This is a genomic window from Cellulomonas fengjieae (assembly GCF_018388465.1).
GTDB classification, from domain to species: Bacteria; Actinomycetota; Actinomycetes; order Actinomycetales; family Cellulomonadaceae; genus Cellulomonas; species Cellulomonas fengjieae.
The window spans coordinates 1,063,018-1,083,263 of record NZ_CP074404.1 but is presented as its reverse complement, the minus strand read 5'-3'; the positions used below and the strand labels follow the sequence as shown (position 1 = coordinate 1,083,263).

The window sequence follows — 20,246 nt, the reverse complement described above, 5'->3', positions numbered from 1 at the left end:
GGGTTGCCCGCGGCCGGCCTCACGCCGGTCGAGCCGCGCGCGGGCGCCGTCGGACGATGGTCCGTGCGCCGCCGGCGAACATGGCGGCCGCGACCAGGATCACCAGGCCGCGCAGCAGCTCCTGGTACCAGACGTCGATGCGCAGCATGTTGAAGATGTTGCCGATGAGTGCGAACAGGACCACGCCACCCAGCAGCCCGAGGAGCTTGCCGCGCCCACCGTCGAGGCTGGCTCCGCCGATGACCACCGTGGCCAGCGCGGTGAACTCCAGACCGGCTGCCGCGTTCGCATCGCCGAGCCCCGCGCTGGCGAGCACGAAGAGCCCCGCCAGGCCGCCCAGCAGCCCGCTGGCCAGGAAGCCGGAGACCTGGATCTTGGTGACGGCGATCCCGCTCATCTCGGCGACGTGGCTGTCCGCGCCGACCGCGAACACGTGCCGCCCGGGCACCGTGCGGCGCAGGACGAACCAGGTCGCGATCCACAGCAGCGCGATGACCAGGACCACGACGTACAGGCCGCCCACGCGCTGCTGGTAGAACGCCGACAGGCTCGGCGCCGCCTTGCCCACCGGAGTGGGCGCGACGAACACGGCCAACCCGGTGAGGATCGTGCCCGTGCCCAGCGTCGCGATGAAGGACTCCACCTTCAGCCGCACCACCAGGATCGCGTTGACCACCCCGATCAGCAGACCCACGCCGAGACCCACGGCGACACCGACCGCCAGGTTGGCGTCGAGCCCGTTCATGGTCAACGCCGCACAGATGGACGACACCTTGGCGTTGGCCGCGATCGAGACGTCGTAGTGCCCGAGCAGGACGACGACGAACACCCCGAGAGCGACGATCGCGAGCAGCGACCCCTGCCGGCTGACGTTGCTCAGGTTGGCGAAGGTGCCGAAACCGCTCGACTGGATGCTCGCGAACAGGGCGAGCACCAGAACGATCAGCCAGACGACCGCTCCGCTCTCGGCAGCCCGCGCCACCTTGGCCTTCAGCCGCCCGCTCATGCCGACACCGCCGGCGTCTCGGGGCGGTGCGAGACGATCAGATCCATGATCTTCTCCTCAGTCGCGGTGTCGCCGGGCAGCTCGCCGACGACGTCTCCGTCGACCATCACCAGGATCCGGTCGGACATGCCGAGGACCTCGATCAGCTCGGAGGAGATGAGAATGACGGCCTTGCCCGCGTCGGCGAGGTCCCGCAGGATCGTGTAGATCTGCTCCTTGGCCCCGACGTCGATGCCGCGCGTCGGCTCGTCGAAGATGACGACGTCCGGGAGCAGCTCGAGCCACTTGGCGATGACGACCTTCTGCTGGTTGCCCCCGGACAGGGTGCCGACCGGCGCGGAGCCGGACTCGCTCGTCCTGATGGACAGCTTGCGCACGGCCCCGGCGACCAGGGCCCGTTCCTTCGCCCGTCCGATGAGGCCGCCGGCCGACCGCAACCGTCGCCACGACAGCATCGACACGTTGGTGGCCACCGACTTGCCGAGAGCCAGGCCCATGCCCTTGCGGTCCTCCGGCAGGTAGGCGATCCCGGACGCCATGGCCTGCGCCGGCCCCCCGAGCCGCGCCGGCTTGCCACCCAGCCGGAGCTCGCCACCGATGACCGGCACGTCCCCGAACAGGCCGCGTGCCAGGCGCGTGCGCCCTGAGCCCTGCAGCCCGGCGATGCCCACCACCTCACCGGCGCGCACGTCGAGGTCGAGCGGCGCGAGACCGGCCACCTCGAAGGCCCGTGCCTGCAGCACGACCTCCCCGGGCCGCAGGGCGGAGGGCGGGAACATCTGGGACACGTTGCGTCCCACCATCGAGGCGATGAGTGCGGTCGCGTCGGTCTCGGCGATCGACCCGGTCCCACTGTTCTGCCCGTCCTTGAGCACGGTGTACCGCTCGCAGAGCGTGAACACCTCGTCCATCCGGTGGCTCACGTAGAGGACGGCCACGCCGCTCGCGGCGAGCCCCGCGACGACGTCGAAGAGCTTGTCCAGCTCATCGCCGGACAGGACAGCCGACGGCTCGTCCAGCGCGATGACCTTGACGTCACCCGCCAGGGCCTTGGCGATCTCGACGAGCTGCGCCTGGGCCAGGCTCAGGTCGCCGACGAGGGTCTTGCTCGAGATCCCGGCATCCAGCCGACCGAGCAGCCTGCTCGCCTCGGTTGCCATCGCCGCGTCGCGCATCACGCCGCGGCTGGCCAGCTCGGAGCCCAGGAAGATGTTCTCCGCGACCGTCAGCGACGGGATGAGCGAGAACTCCTGGTGCACGATCGCCACGCCGGCGTCCCGGGCTGCCCGCGCCGTGAACCTGCTGAGGTTGACGTCGGACCCGAAGAGTCGCAGCGTGCCGGAGTCCGCCTTCGTGACCCCGCTGAGGACCTTCAGGAGCGTCGACTTCCCGGCGCCGTTCTCGCCCATGAGGGCGTGCACCTCGCCGGCGCGCACGGACAGCGAGACGCCGTCGAGCGCCCGCACGGGCCCGTACTGCTTGGTGATTCCGACCAGCTCGAGCGCTGGGACGTCGGCCATGGCTGCCTTCTTCTGTCGGGTCGGAGCGCGGTGGGGCCGCCGCCGGGGCGGCCCCACCGGCCTCAGGACTGCTCTACTTGCCGAACCCGGCGTCGAGGTAGGCCTTGTCGTCGAGCACCTTCGGGCCGTTGAAGTCGTCGTTGAACGCCGCCTCGAACCACGTGGACGCCTCGTCCTTGCCGTACGGGGCTGCACCCTCGAGCACGTCGGCCACGTTGGTGAACTTCGGCACCGGCTGGCCGTCGAGGACCTTGAGCATCGTGTTCACGCACTCCTGCGGCGCGGCGGGTGTGAACGGCGCGACGTAGAAGTCGAGGTCGTTCTCGATCGCCAGGCGAAGGAACCCGTTGGTCGGGTTGGTCCCGCCGACGAGGGGAAGCTCGGCGCCGCCCTCCTTGTAGGCCTGGATCACCGACGGGCCCATCTCGAGGCCACCCACCCACACCGCGTCCACGTCCGGGTACTGCGCGACGACGGTCCGCATGACGTCCATGGCCTTGGCTGCCGACCAGTCGGCGTACTGCTCGGTCACGATCTCGATCTCGGGGTACTGCGAGAACGCCGCGTTGGCGCCTGAGCGCCAGAACTCCGCCGAGTCGACCCCCGCGGTGCCGTTCAGCATGACGACCTGCCCCTTGCCGTCGAGCTTCTTGCTGATCTCGTCGGCGGTCTGGAAGCCCTGCAGCGGGATGTCTGCGTTGACCTCGGCGGTGTACGCGTCCGTCTCGGCACCACCCATGCAGGTGATCACGGGGATACCGGCAGCGGCGGCGCGCTCGATCGACGAGACGAGCCCGGCGCGGGACATCGACAGCAGCACGATCGCGTCCACGTCGGCCGCGATCGCGTCCTCCATGCCCTTGACCTGGTTCTCGGTGACCCCGTCCCAGGGGACGTACATCACGTCGCCGACCTTGCCGGACTTGGCCAGGCTGTCCTTCATGACCAGGTCGAACGTGGTGGCCCAGCCGTTGACCGGCCCCTGCGTGATGGTCGCGACGTTGTAGGGCGGCTCGGCCTTGAAGGCGGAGGTGTCAACCGTCACCCCGTTGGCAGCCTGGACCGCCTTGGAGAACGAGTCGTCGAGCACCGGGCGGCCAGACTCGTCGAACGTCAGCTCCGCAGCCTTCGTCGAGCTGGGCGCGGCGCCCTCGGTGTCGGCGGAGGAGCAGGCGGTCAGGGTCAGCGCCAGCGTGCCGATCACGCCGACCGCAGCGGTCCGAACAGTCGTTCTCATGGTTCTCCTCAGGGGATGGGTGTCGATGCTGCTTCGGGGGGTGGTGCGGACCCACCACCGGTCATCGCCGGTCGGGCCAGTGCAGGGTCAGGGCGAGGATGAGGACGACGCCCTTGATGACGTCCTGGAGCTCGGGTCGAAGGCCCAGGACCACGATCAGCGTGTCGAGCGCGGCCAGGACCAGCACGCCACCCATCGCCCCGACGAAGGAGCCCTCGCCGCCCTTGAACCGCGCCCCGCCCAGGAGTGCGGCGGTGATCGAGTCCAGCTCGTAACCGGTGCCGATGGAGCGGTCGACGTACCCCGAGAAGCCGGTGAGCAGCGCGCCGGCGAGGACCGCCAGCACGGCGGAGCCGGTGAAGGCCAGCCACTGGATCTTCCCGACGTTGATGCCCGAGAGACGGGCCATCGTCGGGTTGGCGCCTGCCACCACGACGTTGCGGCCCGACCGGGTCGAGCTGATCCAGACGGACAGCGCGATCGTGACGAGCAGCCACAGCAGGAACGGCGTCGGCACCGGGCCGACCGACCCGCGAGCGAGGTCGACCAGCGCGGCCGGGGACTCGCCGCTGGTCGAGCCCTGCGTCCAGATCAGCTTGCCGCCCTGCAGGACCATGACCATGCCGAACGTCGCGACGAAGGCCGGCACACCGCGCCGGACGACCAGCCAGGTGTTCGCGGCTCCGACGACCACTGCGAGCAGCAGCGCCATGACCAGCCCGGTCGCTGTGGTGTGCGCCGTGGAGAGCAGCACCGCGGTGATGCCGATCATCGCGGCGACCGAGAGGTCGACGTTGCGGACCATGAGCACGACCAGCTGACCGATGGTCACCAGGCCCAGGATGGACGCCCGCCGCAGCGTGTTGCTGACGTTGACCTGCGCGTAGAAGTTCGGCGCGACGATGGCAGCGACGACCAGGACCACCGCCAGCGCGATGAAGATGCCCTTGCCGGACAGGACAGCGCCGATCCGGTCGCGGACCCGGGCGATCCCGGTGTCCAGCGCGAGGGCGGTCATCGTGCGCCCACCTGGTCCCAGAGCCGTGCGTCCGCGGCGCCGAGCCGGAACGCGCCGCCTGCGTGCCGGACCACGACCGGGAAGCTGGCGCCGTTGTGGATGGTGGCGACCTTCCGCTCGTCCAGGTCGATGGCGACGATGGCCCCGATCGTCCCGGGTGTCCGGGCCGCCTCGGTCAGCGTGTCGGTCAGCGCCGCGAGCAGGCCCGAGTGCCCGGCGCGACGGGCGACCTCGCTGGCGAGCTGGCGACGCAGCGCGGCCTCTCCCGAGCCGGAGCACAGGACGCCGAACCGGCGGTCGGTCCAGAAGCCCGCGCCGGGGATGCACGCGTCGCCGATCCGGCCGGATGGCTTGCCCATCAGCCCGCCGGTGCTCGACACGCTGGCGATCCGTCCGTCGGCAGTGATCGTGATGCAGCCGACCGTCTCGCTGGGGACCCTGCGGCCGGTGAAGGCGCTCTGCTGGTCACCGGGCTGCATCCGCGCCAGTGCCTGGACCTGCTCCTCGACGACCAGGTCCTCCGGAGAGTGGCCGATCGTCCGCGCGTAGTCGGCAGCGGCCGGCCCGGCCAGCAGGACCGTGTCGCGGCCCTGAAGAACCCCGTAGGCCACAGCGGCGGGATGACGGACGCCCGGGACGGCGCCGACTCCCGCGGACCTGCCCGTGAAGCCGTCGGAGACGGCGCCGTCGGTCTCCACCTGCCCCGTGCGGGTGAGCACTGATCCGTAGCCGGCGTTGAACGCGGGGTCGTCTTCCAGGACTGCGACCGCGCCGAGCGCTGCCTCGATCCCCGGTCGTCCGTCGGCGAGCAGCGCGAAGGCGACGCCGGTCGACTGCTCCAGGGTGGCGAAGGTGGCGGGGGTCGGCTCCATGTCGACCCCGCCGTGCGCCACGGCGACGGGCAACTCCCCCGGAAGGTCGAACTCCTGGGTCATGAAAAGTGTGCGTTCGCTGGCCATTGTCGGCTGATCTGCCTTTCGGGGTGAGGCGTTTCAGCAACGGACGCTAAGTGGTTGTCAGACATCATGCAAGCAGCGAGGCAGAGAGTTAACCTGCCCGCAACATGCCCGCTGACCGGCCGAAACACAAGATCGGAGAAGCGCCTCCCGCGGCTGTCAGCGACCCTGCTACCGTGACCCGAGTGATGCTTAAGGTGGAGCAGCGGGACAGGCGCGCACTACCCGACATCGTCGTCGAGCGATTCCTGACTGCCATGAAGAGCGGTGAGCTCAAACCCGGCGAGCAGCTGCCCACCGAGACCGAGCTGGCCCGCGACCTCGGCATCGGCCGCACGTCGCTGCGCGAGGCGATCCAGCGCCTCCGGACCATGGGGGCGGTCGAGGTACGGGCCGGTCTGGGCACCTTCGTCGTCGACCGCACCCGGATGGAACCGGTGCACTCGTTCGTCCAGTGGAGCGCCGACAACGACTTCGAGGTCACCGAGCTGTTCGAGGCCCGGATGTCGCTCGAGGTCACCGCTGCCGGCCTCGCTGCGGAGCGGGCCACCACACGGGAGCTGGCGCTGCTCGACCGCGCTGCCCGCAAGCACCGCGCCGCCGAGCACCTCGAGTCGCGCATCGACAGTGACGAGGGGTTCCACGAGGTCCTGGTCGCCTGCGCGCACAGTGCGCTGCTGTCCAAGCTCTACGCCATCCTGGTGCCGGGCCTGCGGGAGTTCCGAAGCATGTCCCTGGCCATCCCGGCCTCGGCCACCACCTCCGCCGACACCCACGACGCGATCGTCGCGGCCATCGTCGCCGGCGACCCCACCGCCGCGCGTGAGGCAACGGTCGAGCACCTGTGGGGCCTCTACTCCATGATCACGAGCGCCGCCAACGCCAACTCCCCGGACGGCACACCCCGACGTCAGATCGCGGACAAGGCGGTCTGGTGCGGCTGAGCCGCGTCCCGCACCACAGTCGCCGCGAGCTCGTCCGGCCCCTTCCGCCAGTCAGGCCTGGGCGCGCGTGGAGGCCGTGACGGTGAACTTCGGGTCGCGGCTGACCTGCCGGGTCGGCCCGACCACGCGCTCCAGCGTCGACCGGTAGCGCAGGTGCGAGTTCCACACCGCCCACAGCTCACCGCCGGGACGCAGCACGCGCGCGGCGTCTTCGAACAGCGCGCGCGCTACGCCCGCATGCACGGCCGTGCCGACGTGGAAGGGCGGGTTGAGCAGCACGAGGTCGGCGCTCTCGTCGGGCAATCCGTCGGCTCCGTCCGCGCGCAGGACGACGACGCGTCCCTCCAGGCCGTTCGCTGCGACCGTCGCGCGTGCGGAGTCCACCGCGGCCGCCGACTCGTCGGTCGCCGTGACGACCGCATCCGGGCGCGCCCGCGCGAGCGCGACGGCGAGCACACCCGTGCCGCAGCCGAGGTCGACGGCCGACGCGACGTCCGTCGGCACGGCGTCGAGGTGCGCGAGCAGGGCGCGCGTGCCGATGTCGATCGCCGTCCCGGCGAACACCCCGCCGTGCGCGCACACTGTGATGCCCAAATCCGGGTGCTCCTGGAACTCCGGCCAGCGTGGTGCCGGCCGCTCGGCCGCCGGGCGGGGGGCCGACGCGACGAGCACGCGCGACTTCTGCCGCGCCAGGTGCGCCTGCACGTCGGCGAAGTGGCGACGCAGGACGTCGTTCATCGCGGTCGTCATGTGCTTGACCCGGCCACCCGCGAAGACCACCACCTCGGGGGCCGCGTTCTCCGCGACCAGGCCCGCAATCTCGTCGAGTGCATCGAGCGACCGCGGGAGCTGGAGCAGCACGACCTTCGCGCCGGCGACCAGCTCCGGCGTGAGTGCGAGCGACGTGAACCCGCCGAGGCCCAGCCGCTCCGCGTTGGCCGCGAGCGCCCGCTCGCCGAGCAACCGGTCCTGGTGCGTGCGGACGCCGGATAGCCCGTGCCGCGCGATCGCGCCGAGCGTCAGCGCGCCGTGGTGGTCGCCGATCACGACCACGTCGTCACCCGCAACCGCCGCGAGCGCGGAGGCCGCCTCGTCGAGGATCAGCCGGTCGCTCGCGTCGACCGCATGCAGGTTCGGCGCCTCGAGGTCGGGGTAGCGCCGGAGATCGGCGAGCACGTCGGTCTCGTCATGCCTTGGCGCCGCATCCACGCCACGAGGCTAGCTGTCGGTGCTCGACCCCGATGAACCGCCGGGCCTCGCACGTCAGCGCCGTCCTCGACCGACGCCGCGGCCAGTCCACGATCCGGCGTCCGTTTGGATGAGCGACGACGCTCGTCGCGAGCAATCCCTACCGTGCTGCCCGCGCCGCACCCGACGCCGCCACCTCTCCCGGGAGATCCCGTGAACCGTGCCTCGCACATCGCCCTTGCGTGGGTGGTGCCGGGCTTCGCCAACTACGGCCTCGACATCCCCGGCTCCGAGGTTGCGGCCGCCGAGACCCGGTCGGGGTCGTCCGGGGTTGACGCCTCGAGCTCAGCTCCCCCACTACAGATCGAGTGAGCCTCGCAGCCCGCGGTCGATCTCCCTCATCAGTGCGAGAGGGGTATGCCCAGTCTGCTCGGCAAGGTCAGTCTTGTTCAGCGTCACCACGGCGGTCACGTTCGCTACCGAGTCACGCGGAAGCCCCGTCGCTGCGGCTGGGAGGAACACGTTGCCAGGCATGGTCGCGAGGTCCGTGTTGGAGGTGAGCACGAGGGCGACGACCGTCGCGAGTCGGCTCTGGTTGTAGGTGTCGGCCGAGATCACCATCACCGGTCGCCGTTTCGCCGGACGGGATCCGACCGGTGCCCCGAGGTCGGCCCAGTAGAGCCCTCCTCGCTCAATCACCAGTCGTCAGCTTCGGCGTCGAGCAGGCGGCGTCCGGCAGCGACGGCGTCAGCCGCCGAGTCATCGACGCCGAGCGCGTCCACGGCGGCGTCGATCTGGCGCGTCACGGACTCGGCGTCGAGCTCGTCGAGATAGTGCGCTGCCGCGCGAGTAAAGAACTCCGATCGGCTCATCCCGAGGTCGTGCGCGCGCCGGGATGCCTTTTCGAAGGTCTCGTCGGGGATGGAAATCGCGGTCTTCACACGGGAAGTATAACCCGGTATTACCGGCAGTCCACGGTTACGGCCTCGCACCGGCGGCGTCCGGCGCGCTCAAGGCGCGCGCGACAGCTGCCGATGGGGTCGGGTGAGGACGTTCTGATGCCCGCAGGAGACTCAGCCGGCGCCGAGGCCCGGCGCCAGATCGCGCTGGCCGACGCGCACACGGCCGCCGCCGCGGAAGCTCGCGCCACGGCGGCGCGGTACGGCATCGCCGACGTAACGGAGAAGGCCACCGCGCGTGCGTTGGCGCCGCTGGCGGCCGTCGGACATCACCTGCTCGCCGACCGCCGATGGCCCGGCAGCCGTCGGGCCCAGGTCGACCTGGTCGTCGTCGGGCCGGGCGGCGTGTTCGTCGTCGACACGAAGGCCTGGCGCGACGTCAGCATCGGGGACGGTCGGATCTACCGCGGCCAGGAGGACGCGACAGACGACCTCATGAACCTCGCCGATCTCGGCTACACGATCGAGGGTGCACTGGCGGACGTCGGTCTGGCCCCAGGTGAGGTCCACGTCGTGGCAGTCCTCGCCGGGCGAGCCTCGGTGAACGAGTCGGTCGGACCGGTGCGCGTCGTCGGCGAGAAGGACGTGCTGCGCCACATCGCGTCCTTCGGTGCGCGGCTGACACCGTCGCAGGTCGACGCCGTGCTAGCCGCCACCCTCACCCTGCTTCCCGAGGTCAACGCGCCAGCGCCGATCAGTGTCACCGTGCCCCAACCTGCTCTCCCCCGCGACACCCACCCGATCCAGGACGCGCTCCTCAGTGACGACGAGGTGCAGTCCGCGCTGCTCGACGGCATGCTCGCCGCTCCCATCGAGGAGTGGATGAGCTTCCTGCATCCGGCGCAGGCTCGGCTCGTCCGCCGGACGTTCAAGGGTCCCGCGCGTATTCGAGGCGCAGCCGGAACGGGCAAGACCGTCGTCGCCCTCCATCGCGCGGCATACCTGGCGCGTTCACGACCCGGCCGCATCCTGGTAACCACCTACATCCGCACCCTCCCGGATGTGCTGCGCAGCACGCTGGAACGTATGGCTCCCGACGCCGTCGACCGGGTCGACTTCATGGGTGTCCACGAGTTCGCCAGCAGGCTTCTCGACGAGCGGGGCGTGCGGATCCGGCTCGACGGCACGCGGATCAATGAGGCGTTTCACTCCGCGTGGCGCGACATCGGCGCACCCGGCGTCCTCGGTGCGAGCTCACGGGACTCGCACTACTGGAAAGACGAGATCGCGCACATCATCAAAGGCCGCGGGCTGACGACCTTCGAGGAGTACGCCGCCCTCACGCGCGCGGGCCGTCGTTACCCCCTCACGGTTGAACAGCGACGGGCCGTCTGGGATTTGCGCGTCGCGTACGACGAGCGGCTCCGTACGGCAGGAGTCCTCGACTGGGCCGACCAGATTCTTCTCGCGGAGCACGAGCTGGACCGCAAGCCGATGACCGACCGCTACACCGCCGTCGTGGTCGATGAGGCGCAGGACCTGTCGTCGGCCATGGTGCGCATGCTCTACCGCCTGGTCGGCGATCGTGACGACGCCTTCCTGCTCGTCGGCGACGGCCAGCAGACGATCTACCCCGGCGGCTACACCCTCGCCGAGATCGGCGTCGACATCGCGGGTCGCGGCGTCGTGCTCGACGCCAACTACCGCAACACGCAGCAGATCCTCGACTTCGCGTCGCGACTCGTTGCGGGTGACGAGTACGCCGAGATCGACGGCGTCATCGGCCGGGGTGAGCGACCGGCGCGGGTCGAGCGAGAGGGGCCGCAGCCGACGCTCGTGCGCTGCGGCTCGTGGGCTCAGCGCGAAAAACACCTCATCGCGCACGTACAAACGGTGCTCCGGACCGTCGGCACCGGTCCCGGTGACATCGGCGTGCTCTGCCTGAGTCGGCACGCCGTGCGCGCCTCGGCGGCTGCGCTCCGCAAGGCCGGCATCCCGGTGACTGAGCTGACCGCATATGACGGCCGCCCGACCGACGGCGTCAAGGTCGGCACGATCAAGCGCGCGAAGGGGCTGGAGTTCAAGCAGGTTCTGCTCCCCGACGTTCGCCAGGACGACGTGAGCACCACCCCGCCGGCGGGACGGCACCGAGCGCGAGCGGTGGACCCTGCGGCGGCGCGAGGTGTACGTCGGGATGACTCGGGCGAGAGACGGGTTGTGGGTGGCTCTGGACTGAGCGACGGACGCCGTCGATTTACCCGAAGCCGGCTGAACGCTGGGTGCGATAGATGGGTGATCCCTGCCGCCGCCGGCGTGCCGCGCATGCGGATGAAGATCGCCATCGAGGCACGATGCGCCACCACCGGTATCCCGGTGAAGGAAGTGCTCGACGCGGCCCATGTCATCCCGGTTGCCGACTGCGGCCCGACGATGGGCGCAACGGCATCCTGCTGACAGCGACTCTGCACAGAGCCTTCGACGCCGGCCTCTGGGCGCTCAATCCAGGGTCCGGAAGCATCGAGCTTGACCCCCGCATCAAACCGGACGATCTGCGACTGACGGCTCTTCAGCTACGCGCGGGAGTGCCGTACCCGCATGCAGATGCGATGTCGTGGCGGTACGCAAGGTTTCGGCACCGCGCGCAGAGTGAGGCGTAACGGCAGCAGGGTTCGCTCCCGCGAGGGCTCAGACCAAACCCAGTACCCGTTCCAGCTCTTCTTGGGTCACTTCCTGCGGCACGACGACGGCGTCCCGCAGCGCTACCTTCCGCTCGAGGAGCTCATCGAGGTTCTCGTCGAATGATCGGACGCCGGGGTGCAGTGCGATCGGGTAATGGACGTGAACCTCGCGCCGCTGCCCGATGCGGTGAATACGGTCGGTCGCCTGCGCCTCCTTGGCGGGGTTCCAATGCCGTTCGAGATGGATGGCGTGGTTGGCGCCAACGACGGTGAGCCCCACCCCGACGGCGAGCGGCGACATGATGATCACGTTGAAGCCCTCGCGGGCCTCGAACTGGCGGATCTTGTGCATCCGCGTCTCACCGAGGCCGGTCGCCGCGGTGTCGCCGTTGACCACCTCAATGGGCAGGCCGTAGAGCTGCCCCAGCCACAGGCGCAGGGCGCGCTGCAGCTCCTTGCGCTTGGCGAAGATGATCGCCTTCTCGCCTGAGTCACGGACACCGTCGAGAACGTCACGCACAGTGACGAGCGTGCGAGCGGAGTGACGCACAAGAGCCGGGTCCGCATCGAGGGCGCCGAAGCGCAGCCCTGGGTGGAGGGAGACGTCGGAGAGTGCGTGCAGGGTCCGCAGGGCCGCGCCTGCGCCGCCCTTTTCCGCACGGTAGTCCGTGAGGACCTCGTCGTAAGCGTCGACCTGGATCGACGGCATGAGCTGCGGGTAGCGGTGGATGTGCTTCGGCGGCAGGTCGGTGAGGTGGTCCTCCTTGATCCGACGAAGCATGAAGTCGCCGACCGCGTCGCGCAGGGCTCGTCCCAGTCGTTGGTGCTCTTCTCCAGTTGCGCCCTGCATCGGAGTGACCCAGTCCTCTTCGAACTGCGCCCAGGCCCCTAGCAACCCCGGTTGGGCGGTGTCGACCAGCGACCAGAAGTCACGCAGGGAGTTTTCGACAGGGGTGCCAGTTGCCAGCAACTTGAACCGTGCCTTGAGTGCCTTGGCGGCGCGTGTCGCAAGGATCTCCGGGTTCTTGGTCGCCTGGGCCTCGTCGAGGATGACGACACCCCAGTCAACGAGACCGAGCGACACCTGGTACCGGCGCAAGGTCTCGTAGGTAGTCAGAACCAGGACGCCGGGTCGGTCGAGCCGGGCCTCGCCCCATTCGGCGCCGACCCGCAGCGACGCGTGGATCCGATCCGCCCGCACCATGCCGTGCTCGTCAAGGTCGTCCAGACTCGCTGCCGTCTCGCGCGTCGCGCCGCGCAGTCGGTAGTCCGCAAGGCCAGAACCTTGAAGCACGACGATGTCGGCGAATGGGCCGTTCCTCGTGCCGAAGGTGGCCTCGATCTCCTGGAGCCAGTTCTCCAGCAGGGCGACAGGCATGACGCCGAGGACGGGCTGCGGTTGCTGGCCGGACGCGGTCTGCGCCCGCTGCGAATCTGCGAGTGCCACGAGCACCATGAAGGTTTTCCCGAGTCCCATGTCGTCCGCGAGGAGCGCTCCTTGGATGGTCCCCGGATCTCCTGCCGGCGATCCGTGTGCCGCCTGCATGAGGCCCGCCATCCATTCGATGCCAGCAATCTGATGTGCGTACGGCCGGCGTCGCAGGGAGGCGAGGTCGACGGGAACGCGCGGGCGGGCTTCGCGTGCCTGCGCCCGCAGCCGGTCCGCCACGTTCCCGGCATCACGGATGTGCATTCCGACGGTGACCTGCCGGTCGGACGGCACTGGCTCCTGCAACGGGTCGCCGGCCTCATCGTCGACTGTCAGAGCCTCGATCCTGCGACGTGACTCGGTCAGCGCCTCCTGCACGCGGCTGCGATCGGCAATATCGACGACCTGCTCACCCACGGTGAGCACGGCCTCCCCGCGATCCCAGGCATGGGTGACGTCCTGCTCGACTCGCGTCTGTTCCCTCGGCGTCTGTGCGACGCCCGCGAGCGCCTCAGGTGGCGAGACGGCGCCGATCTCTCCGAACCAGGCGAGGCCACTGGTCTGGGCCTCCGTGAAGGTGACGGGAGCGATCACGCCGAGTCCTGCGACCCGGACGCCGAATCGGATGTCGACGTCGACCGTGCCCGGGTCGTAGTACGAGCCGGGCGCCTCCAGGAACTGTCGAACCTCGCCGGCAGGGATGTGTGGGCGGCTCCTGACTTCGCGGATGCCATCGATAACGTGCGGTTCGAGCAGCACAAGATCGTGCTCCGCGCGGAGCACGGCAGAGTCTGGGCCATCCCCGCCCGTCTGGGCGCTCCCGGCCGATGTGTCGAGCTGCTGCCAGCGCTTACGGATGAGCTCGCGGTCGACGTCCGGCCCAAGGTCAGGCTCGACGTGCAGGGAACCGTCCGGCTGGGGCTCCACCAGGAGGCCGACCGAGGTCGGCGTGACCGTGCGGAAGCTGTCGAGACCACCGAGCCGGAGGCGGAAGTCGCCGTCCCGCACCTCTGGGTCATCGGAGGCAGCGAGCTGCTGCGCCGTCTGGAGCTCGGCGACCAGCCCCACGTTCCGAGCCTCGGTCCTCGCGTCGGCTGGCAACGCCGCGTGCGTCTCGAGGGCGTGCAAGGTGCGGAGCAGCGGCACGCTGGCGCGGTAGACCTGGGCGCCTACGCGAACGGCCGGTCCCCTGCGCTGCACGGGCGCCGGGTAGGCCCCCGCGTACAGCTCGACCTCGACCCGGAAGCCCTTCGACGCTGTCCAGTGGTGGACCGTTGTCGAGATCTTGCCCGTATAGCGAGGTGGGAGATTCAGGACAGCAGCATCCGATGTGTCCAGCCGACAGATCTCCTCGGCCGACAGGGTGAAGCCATCGGCGTGCGCGGTGCCGCGGCCGTCATCTGCGAGCGCGTCGAGCACGTAGTACTGCTCCTGTGCGGTGCGCTGCGCGCGGCCCGCCCGCATGAGCGTCAGGGCCTCGACGTCGGCGATGAATCGGGTCTCCTCGCCAAAGTCGACGCGGAAGCCCGGCATGGGCGAGAAGTCGTCGTCAGGGGCGGCCGACTTGTTGCGGCGGATCCGGTCGATGAAGCCCACGTCAGAAGATCCGGGCTCGGCGGATCGCCAACTCGGTGTAGTCGGGGGCCGTCATCAGGGCCCTTTCGTCGAGGCGGACGCCACGGCTGCGCAAGAAGTCCAAGGCCTTCCTCAGCCACGCGCCGGCGATGTCGTGTGCGAACGCGTCGAAGTTGGCTTCGCCGTGCGTCCGCTGGAATCGGTTCGGAATCGCAATGCGGAGTTCACCGGCGCTGAACGAGGTCGTCCGACGGTCGCTGAGTTCCGGTAGCTGACCGCCCGCGTACACGTGCAGCTTGAAGTTGTGGGATCCCTCCACGAGGGAGAAGGTGTCGCACTCCACGTAGATGACCGCCGTTTCCTGTCTATCCGTGTCACTGAGGCGGCTGATGTCACCCTGGGCCGCGGCAGGAACGTTGCGTCGGATCCAAGTCCGGATGTCGTCTCCGAGGATCAGCCGCACGTCATCAATGCGGTCCTGCTCATAGAGCCCGGTGAGGAAGCGGCGGCGGCGCTCGAGCATGCGCTGCATGTCACTGTTGTAGGTGTTCCTCGCGTACGCCTCGACTCCGTCGAGGAAGGCCGTCAGATTGACGCCCTGCATCCAGCGCGTTGCTCGCGTCAAGCCGGACGAAGAAACGCCGGGCCACCACCTCTGCCACTCATCGGTTTCGCGCATGCGGGGGTCCCCGCCGATCGCGAGCACCGCCTCAAGCCACGACGCACTCGGATGGCGCGTCTGCTTCGCGGTCAGCGCCTCCAGCACGTGGTGTCCGAAGTACCGGCCGTCAGCATCGGTTGTCTCGCTGCGCTGCCGGGCGACGACCTCAGAGGTGATATGTCTGAGATATCGGTGCTCGCCACGCTCGGCGTCGACCGCGGCGATCCACGCGAGGTAGAACGCATCCCTGATCACGCGGCCCAGGCGGCTGTCGGCGTAGGAGCCCAGGTGGTTCTCCTTGAACCACAAGACGGGCTCGGACCTGACCGTCACCAGATGATCCGCCAGCCGTCGCGGCCCTTCACGTTCGAGAAGGAGAGCATCGCAGGACCGCAGCACCTCCACGAGATCGCTCGTCCGACGCACCGTCTGCGTGGCGACGGCATCCCGGACGAAGGTGCAGAGGGCATCGAACAGCCCGTGATGCCACTCGTCGAGGGTGTCGAAGTGTTCGAACAGAAGCACCGCCGCCGTGATGGTCGTGAGCCGGGAGTACCCACCGCTCGGGCGCATCGCCCCCAACAGCGACGGCACCATCGTCCGCCGCGCGAGGTCGGCGTCGTCGTTCCAGACCGTGAGCACGGCTCGCAGGAACCGTCGGTCTCCGGCTCGCCCCACGATCCGATCAGTATCGCCGGCCTCGAGCAGCGACCTCGCCTCCGAAAGCAACACTTCGAAATGCCGCCCAGTGCCCGCGCCCCGGCTTAGCGCGGACGCTCGTTCGGCCCGCCGCGACCACGTGGTGTGCACTGCACGACTCCAAGGCGGCAGGGTCAGGCTCGGAGCCGGAAGATCGAGCAGTGTGGTCCTCATGCGCCGCCCGTACCCTCCCGGATCGCCGCAAGCTCCTGCTCGGAGAACCTGTGCTCGGTGAAACGGATGTCGATACGCCGGTTCGCTGCGCGCTCCTCGTCGGTGGTCTGCACCACGTTGATCGGGCGCGTCTCGGCGTAACCGGAGACGGAGAAGAGCCGTTCACCGGAGTGCCCTACGAGGCCACCCAGTCCAGTGGGCAGCCGGTCTTCCCACAGCCGCCACAGCGAGATCGCACGGTTAGCCGACAGGCCCCAGTTGCCGCCGTGCAGACTGTCCATGCGGACGTCGTCCGTGTGGCCCTCGACGAACACGGTGTCGAGCTCGCCGTAGCGCCCGTCCTTGACAAGGACTTCCGCAATCACGTTCCCGATCGTGATCGCACTTCCCTCGTGCTGCGGCTGGATCTCCGACGAGCCGCTCTCGAAGCCGAGGAGTTCCACGGGCACGCGGATGACGGTGTGAGCAGCATCCACCTCGACTGCGATGCCCTGCGCGGCGAGGGCATCGCGGATCTCCGCGACCATCGCCGCACGGACGTGTTCACTCGTGCTCAGGCTGCCGAGCATGGCGTCGAACCGATCGCCCCGCTCCTGTGCCGCCTGCGCATCGGCCTTTGCCTGCTCTGCCTCCGCACGCACCTCCTCGAGAGCGGACTGCTCCTGGGTGAGCGTGAAGACGAGGGCGACGGCCGCCAGCATGAAGACCGTGAGCAGTGCCGTCATCAGGTCGGAGAAGGAGATCCAAACGGTCTCTTCTGCGCTCTCCTGCGGGCGTCTGCGTCGGAGCATGCGCGAACTCATGCTGAGGTGCCTTGCTCCACCGCGCGCGGGGTTCCGAGCTCGTCGATGGCGTCCGAGAGGGCCGACGTGGCCTGGAGCATGTGGTTGGTGAACGCCTCGGTGTGGGCATTCCACTCGCTCATTCGGTGCGCGGTCTGCTGGTTGACCTGCGCTCCGTACGTGGCGAGCCACCCCGACATGGCCGCGGAGTGCTTCGTCAGCTGCTGCTGGAGGTCCTCCAGGAACGCCTGCTGGGCCGAGCGCATCCCGACGAAGCCGCCGTTGAGCGTCTCGGACGCCTCGGTCAGGTGCCGGGCGGCAATGACGGACCGTTCAGTGAGCTCCCCAACGGCACCCCGCTGGTCGTCGAGGGCACGCGCCGCCTCCAAGGTCTTGCTGCTCAGCTCGGTCATTGTGCCGATGGCGGAGGCGAGCATCGATCCCAGCCCGGTGCTGACGTTGCCGAGGTCCGACGCGACCGCACGAAGGTTCTCCGTCGCGGCGTCCATACCGGTCATCACGTCGCCGACGAGCGACGAGGCGCGCTCAAGACCGCTGACCACCGGCGGCAGGGATCGGTCGAGGAGCTCCACCTGCCGTGACGTCGCCGCGGTCATCGCCGTGATCTGCTCCGTCGTCGTCCGCCGCAGCTCTGTCATGTGGGCGAGGTGTTGGTCGGCCTGTCGGGCGAGCTGTTCGCCCATGTATTCAAGCGTGCCGCGCATCGAGTCGGAGGACGCCTTGAGCTCGCCAGCCAGCGATGTGCCAATCTCGCTGAACGACTTGGTGAGCTGAACGGAGATCTCCTTGAAGACGTCGGCCGACTGGTCAGCCGCGCTCTTGGCAAGGTCCGACATGACCGGCGCCAGCGCCTCTTGGATCGCCAGAGTCACCGCACGGCCCGTCTCTTCACCGACGCCCTTGACGGACTCTTGCAGGGCCGAGCCAATCTTCTCGTGGAGCACCTGCAGAGCCGTGTTCGAGTCCTTCGAGGAGGCTGCGATGTCCGAGAGGGACTGTTCCGGCGAACGCATCCGGAACAGGTGATCGATCTGTGACTGCAGGTCCTGAGCCCGCTTCACGACGCGGCGTTCCTGCCACCGCTCAAAGACGTTGGTAAGCAGGCTCATCGCTACGCCCCACAGAGAGGCGGTGAACCCGAGCGATGCGCCGTGTACGAGCGTCTGGATACCGCCACGAAGCTCGTCGGCTGACGATCCCAGGTCGAGACCCCGAAGACCGACCGTGAGCCCGATGAACGTCCCGAGCAGACCGAGCATCGTCAGGACTGTCGGGGCTGCCTGTAGCAGCCGGTTGCCGACAAGCCGCGGGGCAAAGCGGTGCTCGTTAAAGAACTCCGCCGCCTCCACTGTGTTGAACAGCGCCCGACCGTCGCTCACCAGCGTCTCGTTGAACTCGCGCCACGTGTCGGCCACTGGTGGGGAGCACGCCTTGGCCTTCTCGACGATCTCCGTGCGGCGTGCCCACAGGTCTTCCTGCGTCACCCCGTCGACGGGGCCGGCCGATTCGGTCAGGAGGCGGATGGCCCGTTGCGCCTCACGCCACGCGAAGCCCCCGACTCCGACGGCGAGCCCGCCGATGATCAGCACGAGGACCGGAGTGACTGCCTCCACGCCGCCGCCGAACAGCGCCCCAAAGTCCGGCAGGATCAGAACCAGGATGCCGCCGAGGCCGGGCTCGTCGTTCATATGTCACGTCACTTCCGTCGCAGATCACCGTTGGAGCCGCACGCACGACCGCGCGGTAGCCCTCGGTGCTATCGGCCGAACGGGGGACCCCCTTGAGTGCGGTCTGGGTGACGGGCGCCACGCTCGAAGGCGAAGACCAGGAGGCGGGGACTGGCGATGGCCACTCAGAACAACGCTTGCGAACCCGTTGCACTAGTCGCACCTTCTGACGTGCGGAAGTGCTGCTGTCGATGAGTTATCGACCGCAGCGGCGCGCACAACAGTCTGGCGGTCGCCATTGCGACAATCCGGGACTGCGACGCGAGTCCATACCCGGGATTCGACTGCCGTGGCCGAGTACCGTCGGGCGCAAATCACACGACTCGCGTGCACAGGCGCTCGCGGAAGAAGGAGCAGTGATGGGCAGCGAGATCGAGCTCGTGAGCGACGGCGACGGCATTGCGATCATCGGCAGTTCGACCGACATCGAGCGGTTCTTCCTCTCGGCCGGGCTGGACCGGGTGCCATCGAAGGAGCTCGACATGCACCGCTTGCGGTCGTTCACGTCGAATGCCGCGACCGCTGGACAGGTCGGTGCGGACCTCGCAGCCAACTCTGGACGCTGGGTGAAGCTCACCGCGGAGTCCGCCGAGGCCGTCAGGAAGTACGGACTCATGGCGACGAAGAACCCGGGTGTCAGCCACGCCATGGTCGGGCAACGCGGCGACATCAAGCAGTGGCTCCAGATCTCGCAAGCTCCGACCGCACTGCTGACCGGACCATTCGCTCTTTCCGCGCTGTCGACGATGATGCAGCAGCGCGCTATGCAGGAGCAGATGGACGAGATCGTCGAATACCTCCAGGAGATCAATGAGAAGGTCGACGACATCTTGCGCGGCCAGAAGGTCGCCGTGCTGGCGGACATGATCGGCGTCGACCTGATCATCGAGGAGGCCCTCATCGTCCGCGGTCAGGTCGGGCGGGTCTCCGAAGTCACGTGGTCGAAGGTGCAGGCGACCGGGATGACGATCGCACGCACGCAGGGCTATGCGATCCACCAGCTCGACGGGATCGCGGAGAAGCTTGAGAGGAAGGCGGACCTTGGAGACATCGCCAAGGAGACCAAGAAGGCCGAGCCGAAAGTCCTCGAGTGGCTCGCTGTCCTCGCGCGTACGTTCCAGCTTCAGGATGCAGTCGCCGTGCTCGAGCTCGACCGTGTGCTCGACGCGTCGCCCGACGAACTTGAGAGCCATCGAGCCGGACTGCAGGCAGCCCGCCAGAACCGGCTCGCGCTCATCGGTGGCTGTACGGCCCGCCTTCTCGAGCAGATGCGCGTGACCGTCGACAGAGCGAACTCCAAAGTCCTGCTCAACCCGTTCGACGCGCCGGCCGTCGTCCGATCGAGTAACCGGGTGGCCATCGGCGTCGCCGACTTCCGCGGGCGACTTGGCATCGACTCAGGCCTTGAATCATCTGACGCCAAGCGCTGGAGCCACGCCGCCCTCGAGATGCGGGACAAGGCGGTCGCCTCAGCGTCGGTCAGCGTCACGGCCGCCGGTCGCTTGGGGGCCGAGACCGTCGGCCGGGCTACCGATGTCTTCCGAGCCGTGGACGTCGACGGCGACGGAATCTCGGACGCGCCGCGCGCGAAGGTCGCCGCCGATGATGCGGCACGGGCCGTTCGCGGCGCCGCGGCCGACGTGATCGGCGCACGGTTCAAGCGCAAGAGGGAGCATCGAGATGCTCGCGCTGGTGATGATGCCGAAACGGTCGCGCGGGAGCCCTAAGCCGC

At 68.9% G+C, this 20,246-nt stretch carries 16 protein-coding genes; 4 read left to right on the top strand and 12 right to left on the bottom strand.

Annotated features, from left to right (window positions below):
• Nucleotides 1-19 precede the first annotated feature (19 nt).
• From KG102_RS04970 to KG102_RS04950, 5 genes are all read right to left on the bottom strand, one after another.
• Nucleotides 20-1,006 (bottom strand): ABC transporter permease, encoded by a 987-nt coding sequence (locus KG102_RS04970; protein ID WP_208214532.1) that lies wholly within the window; start codon nt 1,004-1,006, stop codon nt 20-22.
• The gene (locus tag KG102_RS04965; protein ID WP_208289401.1) at nt 1,003-2,526 is read right to left on the bottom strand and encodes a sugar ABC transporter ATP-binding protein; all 1,524 of its coding nucleotides are present in this window, start codon (nt 2,524-2,526) and stop codon (nt 1,003-1,005) included. The genes KG102_RS04970 and KG102_RS04965 overlap by 4 nt, the downstream gene beginning before the upstream one ends.
• 73 nt (nt 2,527-2,599) lie before the next feature.
• The gene (locus tag KG102_RS04960) at nt 2,600-3,763 is read right to left on the bottom strand and encodes a substrate-binding domain-containing protein (RefSeq protein WP_208289402.1); all 1,164 of its coding nucleotides are present in this window, start codon (nt 3,761-3,763) and stop codon (nt 2,600-2,602) included.
• Between the two features lie 61 nt (nt 3,764-3,824).
• Complete coding sequence (locus tag KG102_RS04955; RefSeq protein WP_208289403.1) at nt 3,825-4,781, bottom strand: ABC transporter permease; 957 nt, start codon at nt 4,779-4,781, stop codon at nt 3,825-3,827.
• A complete protein-coding gene (locus tag KG102_RS04950; RefSeq protein ID WP_208289404.1) occupies nt 4,778-5,716 on the bottom strand; it encodes an isoaspartyl peptidase/L-asparaginase in 939 nt (312 codons plus the stop codon). The genes KG102_RS04955 and KG102_RS04950 overlap by 4 nt, the downstream gene beginning before the upstream one ends.
• Before the next feature lie 209 nt (nt 5,717-5,925).
• Here KG102_RS04950 and KG102_RS04945 point away from each other — a divergent pair, with 209 nt between their 5' ends.
• Entirely contained in the window at nt 5,926-6,681 is a 756-nt protein-coding gene (locus KG102_RS04945; protein ID WP_208214537.1) for a FadR/GntR family transcriptional regulator, read from the top strand.
• Nucleotides 6,682-6,732: 51 nt separating this feature from the next.
• Here KG102_RS04945 and KG102_RS04940 read toward each other — a convergent pair whose 3' ends face one another.
• The 3 genes from KG102_RS04940 to KG102_RS04930 all read right to left on the bottom strand — a co-directional run bounded on the left by KG102_RS04940 (nt 6,733) and on the right by KG102_RS04930 (nt 8,810).
• Nucleotides 6,733-7,890: a class I SAM-dependent methyltransferase gene (locus KG102_RS04940; RefSeq protein WP_208289405.1), complete on the bottom strand. Its 1,158-nt coding sequence runs from the start codon at nt 7,888-7,890 to the stop codon at nt 6,733-6,735.
• 336 nt (nt 7,891-8,226) lie between these two features.
• The gene (locus tag KG102_RS04935) at nt 8,227-8,568 is read right to left on the bottom strand and encodes a type II toxin-antitoxin system PemK/MazF family toxin (protein WP_307802837.1); all 342 of its coding nucleotides are present in this window, start codon (nt 8,566-8,568) and stop codon (nt 8,227-8,229) included.
• Entirely contained in the window at nt 8,565-8,810 is a 246-nt protein-coding gene (locus KG102_RS04930; RefSeq protein WP_208289407.1) for a ribbon-helix-helix protein, CopG family, read from the bottom strand. Before KG102_RS04930 ends, KG102_RS04935 begins: the two co-directional genes overlap by 4 nt.
• A gap of 117 nt (nt 8,811-8,927) precedes the next feature.
• Between KG102_RS04930 and KG102_RS04925 the strand changes: the two genes are divergently transcribed.
• Complete coding sequence (locus tag KG102_RS04925) at nt 8,928-11,222, top strand: UvrD-helicase domain-containing protein (RefSeq protein ID WP_208289408.1); 2,295 nt, start codon at nt 8,928-8,930, stop codon at nt 11,220-11,222.
• Nucleotides 11,120-11,425, top strand: a complete 306-nt coding sequence (locus tag KG102_RS19035; RefSeq protein WP_208289409.1) for an HNH endonuclease signature motif containing protein — start codon at nt 11,120-11,122, stop codon at nt 11,423-11,425. The genes KG102_RS04925 and KG102_RS19035 overlap by 103 nt, the downstream gene beginning before the upstream one ends.
• 28 nt (nt 11,426-11,453) lie before the next feature.
• Here KG102_RS19035 and KG102_RS04915 read toward each other — a convergent pair whose 3' ends face one another.
• From KG102_RS04915 to zorA, 4 genes are read right to left on the bottom strand one after another with little or no spacing between them, the layout of a single operon-like run.
• Nucleotides 11,454-14,471, bottom strand: coding sequence for a DEAD/DEAH box helicase (locus tag KG102_RS04915; RefSeq protein ID WP_208289410.1), 3,018 nt, complete (start codon nt 14,469-14,471; stop codon nt 11,454-11,456).
• Nucleotide 14,472: 1 nt separating this feature from the next.
• On the bottom strand, nt 14,473-15,984 hold the full coding sequence (locus KG102_RS04910; protein ID WP_208289411.1) for an EH signature domain-containing protein: 1,512 nt from the start codon (nt 15,982-15,984) through the stop codon (nt 14,473-14,475).
• Nucleotides 15,981-16,787 (bottom strand): OmpA/MotB family protein, encoded by an 807-nt coding sequence (locus KG102_RS04905; RefSeq protein ID WP_208289412.1) that lies wholly within the window; start codon nt 16,785-16,787, stop codon nt 15,981-15,983. The genes KG102_RS04910 and KG102_RS04905 overlap by 4 nt, the downstream gene beginning before the upstream one ends.
• Entirely contained in the window at nt 16,784-18,475 is a 1,692-nt protein-coding gene (zorA, locus tag KG102_RS04900; RefSeq protein ID WP_208289413.1) for an anti-phage ZorAB system protein ZorA, read from the bottom strand. The genes KG102_RS04905 and zorA overlap by 4 nt, the downstream gene beginning before the upstream one ends.
• Nucleotides 18,476-18,873: 398 nt before the next feature.
• On the opposite strand from zorA, the gene KG102_RS04895 reads away from it, so the two are divergent.
• Nucleotides 18,874-20,241, top strand: a complete 1,368-nt coding sequence (locus KG102_RS04895) for a hypothetical protein (protein ID WP_208289414.1) — start codon at nt 18,874-18,876, stop codon at nt 20,239-20,241.
• Nucleotides 20,242-20,246 lie beyond the last annotated feature (5 nt).